This is a genomic window from Bacteroidales bacterium (assembly GCA_016707785.1).
Taxonomy (GTDB): domain Bacteria; phylum Bacteroidota; class Bacteroidia; order Bacteroidales; family UBA4417; genus UBA4417.
This window is the reverse complement of record JADJGZ010000006.1, coordinates 189,296-207,233: the sequence shown is the minus strand read 5'-3', so window position 1 is coordinate 207,233 and position 17,938 is coordinate 189,296. Positions and strand designations below refer to the sequence as shown.

23 protein-coding genes are annotated in these 17,938 nt (G+C 40.3%); 3 read left to right on the top strand and 20 right to left on the bottom strand.

Annotated elements, in window-relative coordinates:
- Window positions 1–408 precede the first annotated feature (408 nt).
- From IPH84_05930 to IPH84_05860, 15 genes are all read right to left on the bottom strand, one after another.
- Window positions 409–636, bottom strand: coding sequence for a hypothetical protein (locus tag IPH84_05930; GenBank protein MBK7172763.1), 228 nt, complete (start codon window positions 634–636; stop codon window positions 409–411).
- Window positions 627–899, bottom strand: a complete 273-nt coding sequence (locus IPH84_05925) for a hypothetical protein (GenBank protein MBK7172762.1) — start codon at window positions 897–899, stop codon at window positions 627–629. The genes IPH84_05930 and IPH84_05925 overlap by 10 nt, the downstream gene beginning before the upstream one ends.
- Before the next feature lie 52 nt (window positions 900–951).
- Window positions 952–1,254, bottom strand: a complete 303-nt coding sequence (locus tag IPH84_05920) for a hypothetical protein (protein MBK7172761.1) — start codon at window positions 1,252–1,254, stop codon at window positions 952–954.
- A 145-nt stretch (window positions 1,255–1,399) separates the two neighbouring features.
- On the bottom strand, window positions 1,400–1,891 hold the full coding sequence (locus IPH84_05915) for a hypothetical protein (protein ID MBK7172760.1): 492 nt from the start codon (window positions 1,889–1,891) through the stop codon (window positions 1,400–1,402).
- A 113-nt stretch (window positions 1,892–2,004) separates the two neighbouring features.
- Window positions 2,005–2,148, bottom strand: a complete 144-nt coding sequence (locus IPH84_05910) for a hypothetical protein (protein MBK7172759.1) — start codon at window positions 2,146–2,148, stop codon at window positions 2,005–2,007.
- A gap of 90 nt (window positions 2,149–2,238) precedes the next feature.
- Window positions 2,239–3,033 (bottom strand): DUF1566 domain-containing protein, encoded by a 795-nt coding sequence (locus IPH84_05905; GenBank protein ID MBK7172758.1) that lies wholly within the window; start codon window positions 3,031–3,033, stop codon window positions 2,239–2,241.
- Between the two features lie 178 nt (window positions 3,034–3,211).
- Complete coding sequence (locus IPH84_05900) at window positions 3,212–3,700, bottom strand: tail fiber domain-containing protein (GenBank protein MBK7172757.1); 489 nt, start codon at window positions 3,698–3,700, stop codon at window positions 3,212–3,214.
- A complete protein-coding gene (locus tag IPH84_05895; GenBank protein ID MBK7172756.1) occupies window positions 3,700–3,951 on the bottom strand; it encodes a hypothetical protein in 252 nt (83 codons plus the stop codon). Before IPH84_05895 ends, IPH84_05900 begins: the two co-directional genes overlap by 1 nt.
- Before the next feature lie 81 nt (window positions 3,952–4,032).
- A complete protein-coding gene (locus tag IPH84_05890) occupies window positions 4,033–4,851 on the bottom strand; it encodes a hypothetical protein (GenBank protein ID MBK7172755.1) in 819 nt (272 codons plus the stop codon).
- Entirely contained in the window at window positions 4,778–5,059 is a 282-nt protein-coding gene (locus IPH84_05885) for a hypothetical protein (protein ID MBK7172754.1), read from the bottom strand. The genes IPH84_05890 and IPH84_05885 overlap by 74 nt, the downstream gene beginning before the upstream one ends.
- A gap of 500 nt (window positions 5,060–5,559) precedes the next feature.
- Window positions 5,560–6,321 (bottom strand): DUF2202 domain-containing protein, encoded by a 762-nt coding sequence (locus tag IPH84_05880; protein ID MBK7172753.1) that lies wholly within the window; start codon window positions 6,319–6,321, stop codon window positions 5,560–5,562.
- A 94-nt stretch (window positions 6,322–6,415) separates the two neighbouring features.
- Window positions 6,416–7,216 carry a hypothetical protein gene (locus tag IPH84_05875; protein MBK7172752.1) on the bottom strand — a complete coding sequence of 267 codons (801 nt, stop codon included), beginning with the start codon at window positions 7,214–7,216 and terminating at the stop codon, window positions 6,416–6,418.
- 51 nt (window positions 7,217–7,267) lie between these two features.
- On the bottom strand, window positions 7,268–9,394 hold the full coding sequence (locus IPH84_05870; GenBank protein ID MBK7172751.1) for a TonB-dependent receptor: 2,127 nt from the start codon (window positions 9,392–9,394) through the stop codon (window positions 7,268–7,270).
- 249 nt (window positions 9,395–9,643) lie between these two features.
- Complete coding sequence (locus IPH84_05865; protein MBK7172750.1) at window positions 9,644–10,048, bottom strand: hypothetical protein; 405 nt, start codon at window positions 10,046–10,048, stop codon at window positions 9,644–9,646.
- 55 nt (window positions 10,049–10,103) lie between these two features.
- Complete coding sequence (locus IPH84_05860; protein MBK7172749.1) at window positions 10,104–10,502, bottom strand: OsmC family protein; 399 nt, start codon at window positions 10,500–10,502, stop codon at window positions 10,104–10,106.
- A gap of 217 nt (window positions 10,503–10,719) precedes the next feature.
- On the opposite strand from IPH84_05860, the gene IPH84_05855 reads away from it, so the two are divergent.
- A complete protein-coding gene (locus tag IPH84_05855; GenBank protein MBK7172748.1) occupies window positions 10,720–10,908 on the top strand; it encodes a DUF5320 domain-containing protein in 189 nt (62 codons plus the stop codon).
- Between the two features lie 4 nt (window positions 10,909–10,912).
- Window positions 10,913–11,296, top strand: a complete 384-nt coding sequence (locus IPH84_05850) for a NifB/NifX family molybdenum-iron cluster-binding protein (GenBank protein ID MBK7172747.1) — start codon at window positions 10,913–10,915, stop codon at window positions 11,294–11,296.
- 219 nt (window positions 11,297–11,515) lie between these two features.
- Here IPH84_05850 and IPH84_05845 read toward each other — a convergent pair whose 3' ends face one another.
- Entirely contained in the window at window positions 11,516–13,642 is a 2,127-nt protein-coding gene (locus IPH84_05845) for a peptidoglycan DD-metalloendopeptidase family protein (protein MBK7172746.1), read from the bottom strand.
- A gap of 686 nt (window positions 13,643–14,328) precedes the next feature.
- Between IPH84_05845 and IPH84_05840 the strand changes: the two genes are divergently transcribed.
- Window positions 14,329–14,736 (top strand): DUF134 domain-containing protein, encoded by a 408-nt coding sequence (locus tag IPH84_05840; GenBank protein MBK7172745.1) that lies wholly within the window; start codon window positions 14,329–14,331, stop codon window positions 14,734–14,736.
- Between the two features lie 61 nt (window positions 14,737–14,797).
- Here the strand turns inward: IPH84_05840 and IPH84_05835 are convergent, their stop codons facing one another.
- From IPH84_05835 to IPH84_05820, 4 genes are all read right to left on the bottom strand, one after another.
- Window positions 14,798–15,655, bottom strand: a complete 858-nt coding sequence (locus IPH84_05835) for a sulfurtransferase (GenBank protein ID MBK7172744.1) — start codon at window positions 15,653–15,655, stop codon at window positions 14,798–14,800.
- A gap of 10 nt (window positions 15,656–15,665) precedes the next feature.
- Window positions 15,666–16,262 carry a hypothetical protein gene (locus tag IPH84_05830; protein MBK7172743.1) on the bottom strand — a complete coding sequence of 199 codons (597 nt, stop codon included), beginning with the start codon at window positions 16,260–16,262 and terminating at the stop codon, window positions 15,666–15,668.
- A 64-nt stretch (window positions 16,263–16,326) separates the two neighbouring features.
- Entirely contained in the window at window positions 16,327–16,788 is a 462-nt protein-coding gene (locus IPH84_05825; protein ID MBK7172742.1) for a hypothetical protein, read from the bottom strand.
- Between the two features lie 75 nt (window positions 16,789–16,863).
- Complete coding sequence (locus IPH84_05820; protein MBK7172741.1) at window positions 16,864–17,868, bottom strand: hypothetical protein; 1,005 nt, start codon at window positions 17,866–17,868, stop codon at window positions 16,864–16,866.
- Window positions 17,869–17,938: the final 70 nt, after the last annotated feature.

The window sequence follows — 17,938 nt, the reverse complement described above, 5'->3', positions numbered from 1 at the left end:
GGTAAGCCCGGTGGCCTAAGATTCAATAGCAATACGCTCACGAGGGTCATTCGTGGCGGGAGGAGCATACCTTTGGTGTAAGTTTCACATCCAGCATGGCTGAATTGTCGGGCGTAGAGTTATCGTTGTTGATGGCTACCTGTGCATGGTTTGCCATTCCTAACGTTATAATAAAAGTACAATAAGTTTTTCATATTCTATTTTCTTGGATGAACGTTAATAGTTATTAAAGAAGCTAAATGAGTTGAAATGTAAAAACATAGCCCTAAATAAAGATGTGGATCTGAGAATGCATCTAGTTCAAACAGCTTTCCCATCTTATTTTGCCTTTGAGTCAGAGAGTGGTGGTATTGACAGCTGGTGACATGCCAGATGAATTACTTCCCGGAACTATAGCTGGAGTTGATATTACTTTTTCTGCTTTCCGGGGATAGCTACGTGGGGTTCCATGTACATCATTTCCGAAGGACTGGCCTGCTGCAGCGTCCTGACTGATGATGCAGGAGCAGATAAAACAGGAATAAAAGTCTCAGCTGCCGATTTTCCGCGGGTCAGTATGACGGAGGGATGAATTCCGACCTTCAGTTTACCATCTTCACAATACAAAGGCCTTCCCTTTGGTGTCTTTAAATGCATCGTTGTGTAAACACGCGGGCAAGATTTTGAGTATAGCTGCTTTCAATTACTTCCACCGGGAGTATGGGATGTTCATAGCCTGCCCGCCGGCCAATTGCGATAAAAGAAACCTTGGCGCTGCTTTTCCCTTCATTACCTTCTGCAATGCTGAATCCTTTTTCTGAAACTTTGGACAGATATACCCAGTTGGGCGAACCTACCAGGGTTACCGTAACCACAACAGGGATATCGGCTGGACACGGATGCAGTGAATGCCGGATCAAAGGCTATGCTTGCTGCCATTGGTAAGGGCAATATATCCGCTGGTCGTAACAGTTACATCCGTTGAAACGTTTGAGTAAAGAACCGTTTGGGTTTCGGTCCCGTTTTCCTGCAGGTGCACATCCAGGTTGTTTTAATTACCAAACCGTTTGAGTACGTTGCGTTTTCCTTCGCATATATGCCATACACTTCATGGATATCAGCGCCCATCAGGTTGCCCCAGACTCTATTCCTATTCCTGTATTGGTTGGTTACTTTACCTCCCTGGCATTCCAGCGGAGAAGTATCCACCATACAATATGTATCCGGTTGCACGATAACCAATGATCCCCAATAACCTCCTCCCGCTACTTGCACCCAATACCCTCCACTTCGCTCATAGTCGAGGTAACTGAACCCGAAGTGCCAAAAGAATATTCATCACCCCAGTAAGCTGCCTTTGAGCGCTGAGTTGCTGGAGAAATCGGCATAATTATAACCATTATTTGCATCGAGCGGGTTCTTAATGCAAAAAGTGCCGACTGCCCGTCACCTTCGACCGGATCTTCTGTATGATAGAATAGTTTGGGATGGTATTGTATCCTAACAAACTCTCGGAGCCGGAACTACTGACATGGAATTTGAAAGCGGCTAATACACCAACTCCAACATTACCATAGTAAGGCTGGAGCAGCAGTGGATTTGAACTGTTGAAGGTACCTATCAGGAATTGAGCATTGACAGGGTTAACATTGTAATTCCAAATTAAATAGCCTTTGTCGCTTGCCGACTGACCCAGGTACAATACCGGAGAAGCGGCATCATCACCGATGGAAACGGCAGTTCCATCACTATAACTTTGAATATCCGAACCAAATAATGCGGTAAAGTCAGGACTGTTTTTTGCAACATGCAAAGAGGCCAGGGGTGTGGAGGTATTAATTCCAACCTTCCCGGAGCTATAATACATATCAAGGCCATTGGTAAGCCATTGACCGGAATTGCTGCCAACCATACCCCATGCTGGGTGCCAAAGGTACCGGAATTAATATAGCCCTGGAGTGTCGTTAGTCTGGAAAACCACCAACCCGGTGGTAGGTGAAACGATTGCATTTCGCTGGGCAAGGGTCATCCTTGGGGCCAACAGTCCACGGGTAGTGCTTTCACATCCAGCATGGCTGAATTGTCAGGAACTGAGCCATCAGTGTTTATAGCTACCTGCGACCATGCGCTCAGCCCGGTAGCAAGGAATAGATAGTAGAAGATTTTCATTAAATAATTTTTTAGATAATCTTTTTCAAAATTTTGCAGGTTAGCAAGGTATCTTAAGTGATCCAGTTGTGGTTGAAAATGAAAAAAAGGTTATATCCTGACATCAATCAGCAGAAAGATTCTTAAAGCCCGTACAGCACGAACATAATTCCCTTGAAACCTATCATGAGAGCTCCTGTAAGCCTGAAAAAAATTATGTAGCCAGGCATTATTCGGACTAATCTCTGAAGAACTCCAGCAGGAGTTATTACAAAACCACCTATTGAAGCCTTTGTTGATATATAATTTGTTCAATTCATCCTTTGAAGGCAGATACCAGTCACTGTATCCGTTTAAAACCAGGTCAGCGCATATTCTCGCCGATATTCCTGCTTCTGCACAACCAGCCAGGATGTCACTGGTGTTCTGATTACCGGTTCCCAATGCCGTACCATCAGCCCCGGATATTGAGATTCCATAGCAGCCCCATGGCGATCCGGCACTCTGGTCAATGGGAGCGGCAATGAGTCCATGAAACTCTCCTGCAATGTATCCTGGATCTCCGGGAGCCAGCACATAGGCAATCTTGCCACCCTGGTAACTTAAACCAATAAGCTGTCCGGCTGTGGCCGTACCACCGATCATATTGGTCCAGGAAATTCCGTTAAACACCTGCAACTCCCCGTTCGGGCCACAGTCAAGGCACCAGATGATTAACCCGGCAGCTGGATCAGTGATTAAAAACCGGTCAAGGTAAGTCATCCTTGGAGGTAAAAATCCCTTGCTTGTCGATTTCACATCCAGTATAGCTGAATTATCGGGAGCAGTTGAATCAGCGTTGATAGCAACCTGGGAAAATACAGTCATTCCTGTCGCAAGGAATAAAATAACCAGTAAGTTTCTCATTGGATCAGTTTATTTCTTTTATAAAGGATTGGCAGGTGATAAGTCACCAGCGCAGTTTAACACGATAGTAGTAGTAATAAGAGAATAACAAGTAATCGAGGAAATCTGATATGAAGCTGATAGTGTACAACAATAATTTCAGATCATTTGTTTTGGAATTTCGTGTACCACTTGGATTTTATTTCTTCGCACTCATGTCCAGTAATAATTTTATCTGAGCGATGTCTTTTTTTAATTGTATATTTTCATCATGCAACTCTTTAACCGCATTGATCAGCATATAGGTCATGGCTGAATTATCTACCTGTAAATATGCTTCACCATCCTTTTCAAATGTGCTGACCATGTAAGGTGCAATTTCCTGTAACTCCTGGGCAATAACACCCACGTATTCTTTTTGCGTATCGTGTCCGCTGAGATTATTATACCTGTATCGGACCGGATTTATTTTGATCACCTCCGCAAGTCCTTGCTGGTAAGACCTGATGTCCTGTTTCATTCTCTTGTCGGAAAAGGATGCCCATGATCCGCCACCGGGTTTGCCTGCTGTGCCATTAACCGACAGCAATTGTGAAGGACTGCTTGTTCCTATCCCAATATCTCCTGTATTTTTGATAACCATTCGATTCACGTTATTTGACCGGAATTGGAGGTCATTATCCGTCATCATACTAATAATGCCCCCGGACTTTGGTTGACAGCCAGCAGCAATTCCCGGCCTGCAGTGTTATTGGATTTTATATTGATGGCCGCATCTCCATTACCATCCGTATCAAATACAGTCAGTTCACGATCTGGTGATGATTCCCCGATACCCACCTGTCCAAGACTTTCAACCGTTATCTTAGGCAATCCATCACCATTTATATGAAGTTTGTTTTCGGATGAAGCACCAAAGCCATTGTATTCAATGCTCATACCTGATGTTAACGTAGCATCTGTACCTCTCAGAAAACTGGATGACCGGCCTTTTGGAAACATTTGAGAGCAAACCCAGGACTATGGTTTTTGAGCGACATAACCATCTGAACGGATGTCCAATTTGTTATCAGGGGTCGTTGTACCTATACCCACATTAACATCGTCTAAAGCAAAATTTACACCGGCTATTGAACCAAGCACCAGGCTATTGCTTTGCTCAACCAAGGCATTGGTTCCGATGGCTGTGGCATTTTCCAAATCCAAACTGACGTCGGCCCCAAACCCAATGCCAATATTGAAACTTCCTGTGGTGTTGGAATACAATGAATGGTAGCCGTTTGCAGTATTGTAAAAGCCTGTGGTGTTGGAATACAATGATGAATGGCCGTTTGTGCTGTTCGCAATTCCACTGGTGTTATTGTGCAATGCCTGTATGCCGTTTGCGGTATTGGAATGTCCTGTGGTGTTGGAAAGCAATGATTCGTATCCGTTTGCGGTGTTCGCACCTCCTGTGGTGCTTAAATACAATGCCCTGTAGCCGGTTGCAGTATTTATATTTCCTGTGGTGTTGGAATACAATGCCTGGTGACCGTTTGCGGTATTGAAATTTCCTATGGTGTTGGAATACAATGCCTGGTAGCCGTTTGCGGTATTGGAACTTCCTGAGGTGTTGGAATACATTGATTCATGTCCAATACCTACATTTCTGTTATCCGTGAAATTATCATTTATACCGGCAGAATTTCCCATATATATGCTGTTACCGGTATTCAATACTTCCAGCCGGCCATGGTTCATACGGAAATATTCGGTGCCTCCCATATCAAAACGGATGATATCCTCGTTGGCGCTTTCTTCCACCTGTATTTTGGTGTTGTTGTCTGCATCGGCAAGCACTTTTGGGTGTCTGTGTAGCATCGGTTAAGGATACCCAGCTGGTTCCGTTATAGAAATAAAAACCACCGACGCCATCGGACTGGTAAACCAGCAACCCGGTTGCCGGGCCGGCAATAGCTGTGCGCTGTGCACTAGTCATTCGGGGAACAAGCATCCCTTTATTCGTACTTTTCACATCCAGCATGGCTGAATTGTCGAGCAGTGGCATCGGTGTTGATGGCAACCTGCGACATAGCATTTAAAACAATAATAAGGCAGGTTAGGATTATGAATATTCTCATCAGTATTCTGAGTTAAATGGAATAAGAAATCTGAAAGTGATAAAGTTGCACGGGAAGTAAGACAAGTATTCATAAAACCCCATGAATCTGAACAGGAATTTAATATAAACAGGTACTGATAACAGTTAAAGCGAAGACATTGTTTAGTATCAATATATAAATGATTAATAATAGGTTAGCATGTTTAGATTTTAATAATACAATATGATTGAAATGATATGATAATTTAATAGAGCATGATGACAATCTGCAAACTATACCGTAACTAGATGAGTTTACGAAAAATCGAAACTTGTACGCCCCGGTATAACTGAATCTATGCCAAAATGACTTCGCATTTTAGCTAAGATTCAGTATAAATAATAATAAAAAACCCGGAGTCAAACTCCGGGTAAACCTTCAAATCGGAACTTAATATATCCTTTTGTCAGTTAGGACATCCGGATCCTGTTTCATGAGGAGTACTTATAATTTCATTAAAATACTCAGGGCTGATAAATTGCGGCACATAAGTAATGCCTCGTTTTGTCAGCAAAAGGTTAAATGAACGTAAATGATTTCTCGAACCTCGTTGTAATTCATTGAAAACAAATTCTATATCTGCATTATCCACTTTATTTTCCACAAGATTAATTAAATCCTGTATGTCCATATCCTCTATGGTTGCTCCAACAGTCAGGGCATTATTAATTGAAACCAGGCCCTGGGCAATCAGCGCATTATAAAGTGATTGCAAATCCTGGTTAACAAATACCCCGGCTGTGTGATTTTCGGCTATATCAGGTAATTCATATTTATCAAGCAATGCTTTAATGGCACCGGTATGCTGATTTTCGCTTTTTGAAATGTTATTAAAAATAGGAATATGGTATTTTGCATACAGAGCCACATATACATCCTTGGCCAGTAGTTCCTCTTCTCTCATCAGGCTGAGTGCATCGGTTTCATCAACAGAGAGTTCCTCAACCGGAAAAGTATAAATGCAAGCATAAGGTTGAAGCAGCCCTTCAGTTGTAAGAATGGTAGTTTGACCGGCTTCATTACCGGCCTCAGCTGAATACAACGAAGTATTCGCAATTGAGGATTCATTGACAGGTTCAGCAACATTCTCCTTCGAACATTGAACAAATAAAACCGACGAAATGCCCATCGCCAGGATTATTAAAGCAGTTTTTCCAATAGTTTTCATAGACAGAAAAATTAAGTAGTTAATAATTATTGGACACAGGTAAGTGGATTTTCCAGCGTTCATATGTTAACTTTTGAATATTTTTTTTAAATGATCAGTTAATAACCTCAATATCAAATACATCCGCTCCATTCTCAGAAGCCGTTTTCATCGCAGCCTGATTCTGCATGATATATCCTCCCCATACATTGAAATCCCAGGTGTTGGGCGTACAAAACCAACTATTAATATCCATACTCAAGTTCATTGTGCGGGTAATTTTGTTTTCGATCACCATTCCGTTTAACGGGAGCGAAACCCTGAAGTAATTATGCACAAAACCTGTGATGGAATCAACTGACGGGGTTATGCCACTGTAGATTTGTCCGATTCCCAGGTGAAAGTCAAATGGAGTCACCAGGTTACCCTGAGTTCTCCATTTACCGTTGATCATCAGGTAGTGATAACCCCCTCCCAGCATATCGGGCCAGAACATGTTTACTTCCGGCGGATTAACAAAAGCAAAAGATTGATTTCTCAGTTCGTTTAGTCCAAATAAGAAGATCAGTGAATCATATACTCCGGCAGGTATTGGATCAAAGACTTGCCACTTAAGGGTTTCAGGTAAGTCAATATCTACATAATGAATTACTTTTTCATCATTAATAGCGAAATAATCTCCGGTTCTATTTAAAAGCAATACATCAGATAGGAAATATTTCACCTCATTCACACCATAAAGATTTCCGGCTTCATTTACATACATAATGGTATCAGTAAGAAGCTCCGAATTGTTTATTTCATGGATAAATTTTAGGATTACCTTTCCTCCAGAATCAGCCGGAGGATTTACCTCCGGCTGACAGGATTCAAAAAGTAATCCAAAAACAAACATTAGAATTAGCAGGTATTTCATGGGGAAATCAATTTGACATACTATTTCTTCCGAAAGCAATCAGTGCACGTGTCATATTGTGATCACTAAGTTCATATAAACGCTTCGGCCAGGTTCGGTAAGCTTATTCGAAGACCCAACAATCCTGCGGTTCAGATGCTCGTAATACTGCTGGTTGAGGAGATTCTGAACACCCAGATTGACTTTGAAGATTTTATTAATCACATAATTGTAATTAGCATTAAGGATCACAAATCCAGGGGTTTCCTTCTCATAATATGCGAGTGAAACATGGTTCTGGGCAGCCACTAACCTTGTACCAATTGTTGCTGACATTCTTTCCTTGAAAAACAAGTAGTTTATATTCAGCTTCGCTTCAAACGGGGGGATTTCCTGTATAGCATCATTTTCAACAGCTTCTGTCCCAATAACCTGAGTACCATCAAAGAGGTTTCTTACAGTGGCAGCGTGTATCCCATAGGTGAATGCTCCGCTGATTATAGCGGAAAAGCCATTAAATCCGGGAGATTGATAGGTTGTTTCGAAGCCAAAGAACCTTGCCTGTCCGGTATTGTTGAACTGTTTTACTCCGATTGCACCCATCGACTTTGGAGTAGCTACAGAAGAGGGCAAAATAACTCCTGAAATATAATTTTCAACCAAAGAAGCGTACAAATCAAGGTTTAACTTCCCGATCTTATCCAGGTTCAATTGTAGAATCAGATCCGACTGGTAATTAACTTCTGGCTTCAATTGTGGATTCCCCAGGTAATCGTAATTATCATATCCAACTACCAGGAATTTGATATACCGTTCGGTAAGATCAGGACTTCTTACTCCTCTGCCAAAATGAATTGCTAATGAATGGCCACCTTTAAGGAAACGTGTAATCCCTGCATTCATGCTAAAATTAACAAAAGACGAGTTGAGATCATCGAAATAGGCAACTCCTTCCTTAATTAGCTTTAATGTATCAGCGGATCCTGCAGAATTCATATCAACCCTTGCTGAAGCCTGGATCTGGTAATTTGAAAGATGCAGGATGTAGTCGCCAAACCAGCCAGTATTTAATGAATGAGATTCCTTCCAGAGGTTCGTGTTTTTCTTTGAAATCGTCTCAAACCCATTCATCATCATGATCATTTTTGTGAGTCGCCCCCCATCTTTTTTTGCCAGCTCAAGGTCGAAACCACTATTGATCTCATGTTTGCCCTGAACATAATTCAATTCCATCCTGCCTCCTGTATTGCTGGCGTTAACAGTGGCCACTGCCTGCATCAGTCCCGAATAAGGGGGAACAATGCTGCTGTAAGCAGGTCGAAATTGATTGTCCATCTCGTGATACACATCAGAATTATAAAGTTTAAAATCCAGTTTCCCTAAAGCTTTATTCGGACGAATTATATGATAATCCATTGATAACAAAGTGGTATTATCTTCAATTTCATCCATGGGTAAAGCCGGGAATCGAATATCACGACCGTAGTTCTTATGCATCGACACCAGAAGTTCATGATTCTTTACAGGCCGAAATCCGATATCTGCTGAGTAATTGAATTTCGTAAAGGATGATTGTACTTCATTGCCGTCCGCATCCTTATAATTCCCGTAGGTTTTGTAACTCCCGGAAATACCAAAATACACCTTCTGGCCACCACCGTGAACGAGCAGATACTGATTTGCACCCATTGGATTCGAGTTTAAAGAAGTATGCAGCCTCCCATGAACTTCAAAATGCTCATAAGGCTTAGGAGTGAAAGTTTTCAACTGAATAATCCCTCCAAAGGAAGGCCCATATTTCAGGGCATATGGACCCTTAATTACCTCAATGCTCTCAATATCATCAGTTTCAATATGAGAAGCAACTGGATCCATCCGATTGGGACATCCCCCTTCTACTTTCATCCCATCATCGGCCATAACATTCAACTGACTAAAGCGAAACCCCCTGATCATCGGATCGATAGAGGCTCCCCCTTTTTTTATTCCATTTAATCCGGGGATATTACGCAGCATTATACCTGCATCAGGTATCCCAGTATTATCCATCGCTTCCTTTGTAATAGAAATCCGGTTCCGTTCATTCGCACCATGTATCTCAATACCTTCAAGATTTATCGTATCATTAAGAATCTGTGCATCAATTCCAGAGGTTAGAATGAATAAAAAAGCTAAAATCCAAAAGATTGTTTTCCTCATTTACTATGTATTTTATATTCGATAATATTGTTTATTTCATTCAATTTCAAACATTTACCATACACTAATATCAAGTGACTATTGTGATCTGATTACACCACAATGTTCTGCTTCAAATCATTGATGCCGAATTGAATCATTGATGAAATTAACTTTCACAGAACTATAATGCATTGTGCGGTGACACAATCATCAAACAACTGAATGAATGGGAAACGAAGAAAATTGCTAAGAAGAAGAAAAAAACACTTAAGCTTCCGGAGGAATATAGACTTTAGCCAAATGTGATTCTGATTTTCGGAAATGTAAACCGCACATTAATTGTGTTTTTAAATCCGGAACAAATGATTTGAAAACCTTGCAAATGATAAAGTCCTGAAGTTGCTTCAATTGCAGCCTTTTGGGAAGTTCCTTCTTATCATTATCATTAGATGTATTTGTCTTGTTGAGTTGTTTTACCAGATGGCATTTCCCTTTACAACAACTTTTAGGTTTATCCTTATTTATACACAGGTTCTTCGCAATATAATCCCGATTCAATAAATAGTCAATAACAGGAATTGCTGGAATGGATATATATACAACAATAAATGAAAGTAAAACCCAACTGATCAACCTGGGTTTTAGTTCATGCATTGCCAATGGCTTATTCACAATAGTAGATTTTAAAAAAATCAGTTAGGTATAGAATAGAACCTGACCAAAGGTTTTAGATGATAGATGATACAATCTCAAAAACCGGTGGATCAGCAATTGATCGTTTAACGGCACATAATTGGGCAGCATTCACCACAGCATCCCTGTATTTTTCCGGAAAATCAGCCGGTAGTTTTATATCGAGCCTGACCATGGAAGGTAGTCGCTTCTGTTGGTCATATTCAACGGATTGAATAATTTCGATCCCAGTTGTATCTATATTCCTTTGATCACAGAAGTATTTGATATAAATACCTGCACAAGTTCCCATTGATGCAAGAAAAAGATCAAAAGGTGCAGGGGCAGAGTTATCCCCTCCACTATCTGTAGACTGATCTGTTGTAATCACATGTCCCTTAATATGAGCCGAGACTTTCTTTTTTCCATCAAGCGTAATCCTTATTTCTGCCATAGTTCTATTTCTTTCTATCCAGCACCAGGAATAAATACCAAGCCTGTATTGCTATTTCTGTGCTTGTACAAATGTAATCATTGCGAACCATGGTTCATAAAATTAATTCAAAAATTTCCGCTTTATTAGCTCAAACTGCTTAGAAAAAATAAATTTAGACAAAACAGTATTATGAACGTAGGTTCATTATCTTTGCACTAACAAAACTCAACATACCATGCCACACTTAAATGCAACAGGGCCTGAAGGTCAAGGCTCCGGCACAGGCCGAAACCTGGGGAACTGCAGAAAGGAAGCTTCTGAAACTAATGACCAGACCGTATTAGGGATCGGTCAGGGAAAGAAAAGAAACTCAAATGGTGGAAATGGGAAAAGAAAACGATTAAAATACAATCAAAACCAATAGTACTATGAAAAAAATAGCAATCCCGCTTACAAGCGACAATCGTGTTGATGATCACTTTGGACATTGTGAATTCTATGGAGTATACACCATTGCTGACAATAAAGAGATCACCGATTTCCAAACTATAAAATCGCAACAAGGATGCGGATGCAAATCCAATATTGCTGCAGTATTATCGAACCAGGGTGTCACCATAATGCTGGCTGGTGGTATAGGTGCCGGTGCAATAAATGTGCTAAACCATTGGGGAATCAATGTAGTTAGAGGTTGTTCCGGTTTAGCACAGGATGTAATAGCTGCATATCTCAAAGGTGAAATTATCGATAATGGAGAAAGTTGCCAACACCACGAACATCATCACCAAAATGGACAACAGTGTAATAACTAAAGTTATTTGGGCTAAGAATGAGTTCACTTATGGCTCTGTGTCGTCACAATCTAATATACCGCAAAGTACACCCTTGCAAATACCCTGAAGGAGAGATTATTATCATATCAACCCCACACGAGTCCAGCATTTTATCTCAGTGTACTTTGCGGTAAATATCAGTTTAATTTGATAATTATTTAAACCAGGTAGTATAAAACACATACCTATTTTAACGAATTACTTTGACCACACTCCTTCGTACCTCGACACCTGTCCGTCATGGTAACCCGCAATACAGCGTGTAAGATATCCCTGATTGAGTGAGGCTGTATAATTCGACTGGAATTCGGCATCACTTTGGAAGAACTTTTCAAACCAGGAATTAAAAGAAGGAGCATTCTTATACCAAATCCCGCTCAACAATGGCTTGCCATTCCTGATATAGGCATCAAGATAAACCAATTTGAATTTTTCCTTTTCAGTGTATTGCTTAAATGCATCTTTGAATTGCTGAAGCGTCATATTGGGCACTGAATAGAACCCACCACTATTCTTCTTTTCCCATAAAGCGGAAACATAGGTTGTTTTTGAAGTGTAAACACAACTGATTTGTGATGGCACCCAGCCGGCCTTCCAATTTTTCTCAAAATTCTCTTCATGATATGCCAGGCTAACTCCATGATATGCCAAGCCTTTTGCACCCCCATCCTTGATCCATATGGCTGCATATCGAACCTTTCCCTTCAGCAGGTATGAGTTGATGTGTATAAGGCGGAAACCTTCTTTATCCCAGGTATCAAATTCTGACTGGTATCCTTTACCGTCCATATTATGCCGGGCCACCCATTGTATGTTTTTCGATGGCCTGAAAATAACATTGAAATAGGTCTCCCCTCCAACATCGAACCCGTCGACCCAAACAGGATAGTAACCGCAGGTCCATATCTTGTCAAACTCCTTCTGATATTGACTTTCAGGAATTTTAAATCTGCATACTTCTCCCCAATTTGTTGGATATTCACAGTAGGGATGAACCTCATCCGGAGAGATGAAACAAGCTGTATCCTTCAACCCTGGGATTCCTTTTATATCCAACTTCGACCATTTCACATTTGAACCTGGCTTAGGATAGTGGGATTGCCCGATCACATATCCGGTGTTGAACAATAGTGGCCGGAACCAGCCTCCCTCAGGTTTATCGTCACTCTTATAGGTTTTAATGTGAATATGAAGATGTGGGCCGGTTGAATTCCCCGAATTGCCAGCCTTACCCAAAAGATCTCCCTTCTTGACAATTTTTCCTATTTCGGTAAACTTGGAATTCAATGAACCCTTTTGAAGATGAGCATACAAAGCAACTACATTTCCATGCCTGATATAAAAATGATTACCTGACCCCCCATAATCAAAAGCACCCCAATAATCGGTCTTTTGTTTTTCCATATTCTCATCTGAACCGTCGAGCTTGGTATTATTGGGTATGTCTTTTTGAAAATGCAGAACAACTCCATCTGCCATAGCATACACAGGTTTGCCCCAAATCCTGTAATGTTCATTCTTACTCCAGTCCTTCCCAGGATGTAAGTCCGACCATACATTATCCTCATATGCCTGTACTCCAACATCATATGCAAATACCTGATCGCCACCTCCATGCATTGAATAACCGGTTACATACTCATTCTCCTTAAAGTCTTTCTTATCAAAAGGCAATGCAAATGCAAGTCCATATGGTTTGATAGTTTTTGTGAAGCTGATAGGATCTGGATAATTTTTAAAGAAGAACCTGATGGTTACTTTGGAAGGAAATGGCTCTTCAAGAAAAATTACATCACCAGGCTTATGATACTCCCGGCTGTTTTGCCAGATTCCAGCATACCAGGGATCAATTAACATCTGGTCCGATGGAAGATACACCTCTTTCTTTTGAGTAGTGGAACCTATCTTGTACTCCAATATAACTTTATCCAGATCCACTGATTTTGAACTCTTATTATAAATCAAAGCTTGCACGGATAACTGTGCCCTTACTGGCCCATCACTAGTAAAACCAGGTGTCGGATGAAAAACCAAATGTTCTCCTTCCAGTGGCTGCAAAGTGATCTCAATATCTTTTGGCGCATTCATGAGCCTGACAACCTTTTCTGGAGTGCTTTCAATGACTGTAAACTTGAAAGGCTTTTTTACTGTGAAATCCATATGCCGGATTTCTTTAATCCGGCCAGGTAAAATGAGTTTTGTCACTTTAGCCTTCACTGTGTCAACTGGTCTAACAGCCATGACTTTCTGCCTGCTTATTGGAGTTTGATTTGATTCCACCTTTGTTATACCTGAAGCTACTGGTCTGATAATTTTCTTTGCCATAATTCATCGTTTTAAGTGAATAATCAGAAAATATCCTTACTCGCATTAGCAACCGAAATCCTTGTAATTTCAGACCCTTTTAAAGAGTCGTTTACAATGATTGTTCAGAAAGTAACAATCAGAATGAGCTTTAGTTTCATATCAACAATTCAAGGCAACTGAAAATTTGACTATCCTGAAGATCTGCATGGAACAAAAGCGAAACTATTGCGAATAAGATAGGTCTGGAGCACCGATAGTGACGAAATTGCTGAACCTGCAGATTTCAATAATATCATCGTGGTCTCAGAAGAATGGGTAATGGAAACGATGAATTATCACTTTTAGGTGTATGAATTTTCTTCGTTCATAATCTAATATTCCAACTCTTGGATTGAACCGGTTCAATTTAGTCAAATGATTTCTTTAATTATGTTATTTATGAACGCTCGTTCATTATATTTGTAAGAAAACGACTATGAAAACAAATCTAATTATCAAATTGGCAGTAATCTTGCCATTCATTCTACTAGTTGATTTTATCATCATGGTGCTATTAGGATGTGCAAGCTGCCTATTCGGGATAGGAGAAAACTTTCAGTGTAATTCATATTGCATAATTGGAAAGTCGATACTACTTTTATCAGCCATACTATTTGGGTATCTAATCTCAAATGATGTTAAGGCAATGATCAGAAAAATCAAAAATGGCGCGACCACAGAAAAGTAGAAAAGTTCTGACCCCACCAATGATGCAAGGGTTTAAGCCCTTTGGTATTCCTTTGTGTGAAGCAGAACCCATCATGCTGAGTTTTGATGGATATGAGAGTATTCGACTGGTAAATTATGATCTGCTATCACAGGATGTGGCAGCAGAACTAATGGAGGTTTCCAGACCCACTTTTACCCGTATTTATAATAAAGCATTAAAATCGATAGCAAAAGCATTTGTTGAAGGAAAAGCTATAGTTATCGAAGGGGGAAATTACGAATTCAAATCCGAATGGTATAGGTGTGCGAGGTGTTACAAACTCATTCAAGGAATTGAAAATCACACAAAATGTAAAAATTGCCCGGCGTATGGCAACTCTGAATTGCTAAGCCTGAATCCGTAATAATGGAATAGAAATAAAAAAACCGCCCCGAAGAGCGGTTTTAACCTCAAACCATAGAAGCTCACTTTTCAATTGTATTCTCCGGAACTGAAGCCCATTCAGCATAAGCCCCGGCATAAAGTTTAACATTGGGGAAACCAGCTATTTCGTGCAAGGCAACATATAAAGTCGCAGCTTTTATGCCCGTTTGGCAATATACTACAATACTTTTCTCAGGGCTAAAGCCAAATTTTGCGGCAGTAGCAATAATTTCTTCTTTTGTTTTAAAATCGCCACTCGCCGAAAGCATTTCCTTGAAATTCATAAGAATTGAACCCGGAAGATGGCCCTTACTCCTCTTTTCCTTATCAGCACCTTCATACTCATCCTTTTCTCTTGCATCAAGCAAAATAAACCCAGGTTGTTTCATAGCAACTTTCAGATCTTCCATCAGGATATTCATGGACTCATTTACTTGAGGAATAAACTCTAATGGCTTTAGTACTGTTGGAGCATTGGTAAGAGGAATCCTTGATTGTTCCAACTCAGTCATCTCCTTATGCAATAAGTTGACATCTGTGGCACCTATATACTTCAATATCCACCACACCCTGCTATTATACTTTTGTGATCCATCATCATAAATGACAATCCTGGATGAATTACTTACTCCCTTTTCGCCAAATATTTTTGCGAGTTCAGCAACATCCTTAAGCTGTCCCTCATATCCACCCGGTTTATAAAGATCTTTGTGAGGGATATTGATTGCCCCCTTAATATGTTGCTTAGCATACACATCGGCAGCAAGTACATCAATAACAACAAGTTCTTTATTAGATTTTAATTCGGCAGCAAAATCCTTGGTGCCAATAACTGCTGAATAGGATGTAAAGGGAACCAGTAGAACAAGTATCGTAACAATTAAAAAAGTCGTTTTCATTTTTTTATGTCTAATTAAGTTTAACCTGAACCTGAAGAATAAACATATCATTGGGTACTTCGTTGTACTTGGTGATATCGGTATCTGAACTTGACTCCATGTTATAGTTATAATTCAGTTGAATACGAGTCCAATCGTTGGCGTAATAATTCACCCCGAATATCAAACTGGACCTTCTGAAATTACTATGATCAATATCCTCCAGATCTTTATCGGGGTCATAGGATTCATACTTTATCACAGGCATCAGGTTCCATGGAGTTTGATACATTAACTGTGCATAAAAACCATCTCTTTTAAAATTGCCCATAACAAGTTCCGGTGTTCCTCCACAACCTCCACCAACTAATTTTGAGCCATCATCCTTTCCCATGATGTACTCTGATTGCAGAATGAACCCATACTTTTTAAGCTGAATGTCACCACCATAACGAGTGCGTTTATCAGGAGCAGAAACAGTGGGATCAGCATTTAGCTGCTTTCCTGTCTGATAACTTCCTCCAATGCTTAACCATTCGAATGGAGCAAAAAACACCAGCCTTGCATTCAAATCTTTATACCTGTCAATATCACCTGTATTCATTCCTGTTCCATTGGTTAATGACATGGTATATGACAATAGGTTCTCCTTTTTTAAACCAAAAATTTATAGGATCCGATGCTACCACTTATCATGACACCAAGATCTCTGAAGGTGATGCCATTTCATTTACCATGAGTGATCTGTCAACAGTATAAAGATCCTGACATGCAGTTGTAAGTTCAAGGCCGAAAGCTTTCTTAAATTGTCCGATTGAAACCTTAAACCAGGGTTTGAACCTGTTATAAGTTATGAAAGCATCTAGAAGATAAGGCCCGTTAGAGAAAGAACTGAATTCGGTGACAACATAATAACTAAAGTCATAAGGGATAGAGCCGGTAACACCAATTCTGGCGCGACGAAATGCAAAGTTGTATTCATTTTTGCTCTTATTATCCACAGTTGTTCCATTGAAACCAGCCCTGAATTCAGGTTGTATATAACCGATAATTTGTGGTCCACCAGAAGATGATGCCGGCTCCATGCATCCTTGTGCCCAGGAGGTGATGAATCCTGTTAAGCAAAAAATTGTAAGTATTACTATCTTTCTCATATATCATTTTTTTATAAAACAGGGAAGAGTAATCAACCCTCCCCTGTTTCCTTAAAGTTTACTTCAAAAGATTAATTAGTCTGTAACTACAGCCCAGTTTTTAGGACCTTTATAAACAGTCTTGGAGGCAGCTTTTAGCTGGTCATAAACAAGCCTGTTTGCTCCAAAAGAAATACCTTTTGTTTTGTAACCAAGAACATTCAGCCAGAAGGTTGCTATACTGGATGTTTGTCCGGTGTAACAATAAACCAGTTCTTCTTTTGTAGGATCAAAAGCTTTTACGAGGTCTCCGGCCAGAGAAATTACCGGCACATTATAAGCACCAGTAAAATGGCCAAATGTTGTATAGTCAGCAGCTGACCAATAATTTACAACTTGATAACCTGCAGGATTAGCCAGGACATCAGCAGCAGCCACCGGTGAGAAACCAGCATCAAGAACAGCCTGAACGCGTTCCTTTAGAATATCAGAACCATTGGAGGATGAAGAGGTCCATACAGGCTCTGTAAATGTACCTGTAGCAGGAGCAGCTGAAGTCACCCAATTGGCACTTCCAACAGCAATATTTCCATTAGCAGCAACTTCATATCCGGAATTGCTAACCCATGGTCCTTTATATGCTGAATTCCAACCTGCCATACCCCACTTTAGCACTACTGCATTTGGGAAACCTGATAAACGCAGAGCCATAACAGCCTGCCCTGCAGTTTGTCCGGTATAACAAACAACACAAATAGGCTTATCAGTGTAACCTGCTGCAGTGGTTACAACATCTTTTAAAGGCACATTAACAGCATTTTTAATATGTCCTGCAGCAAAATCTGTGGCTGAGCGAATGTCGAAAACATGGTAACCGGGCATAGTGCTTGTAACTGAGTCAATACCTCCACCCATATTGGTTGATTTTGGATCAATTATCCAATTTTTTGCAAGGTCAGGCAGGTCCATGGTATTCGCAACCATATAGGCTTTTAATGTGAGGTAGGCATTCACTGATTCAGGCTCATCCTTTTTACAAGATGTAAGAATTAATAAAGGCAGTGAGGCAATGATAAAGGCAAAAAGAATGATCTTTTTCATACGGTTTGGTTTTAAAGTTGTTAGTTAGTTTATGGCTTAGCCAGAAATAATTCTATTTCTGAGATTTACA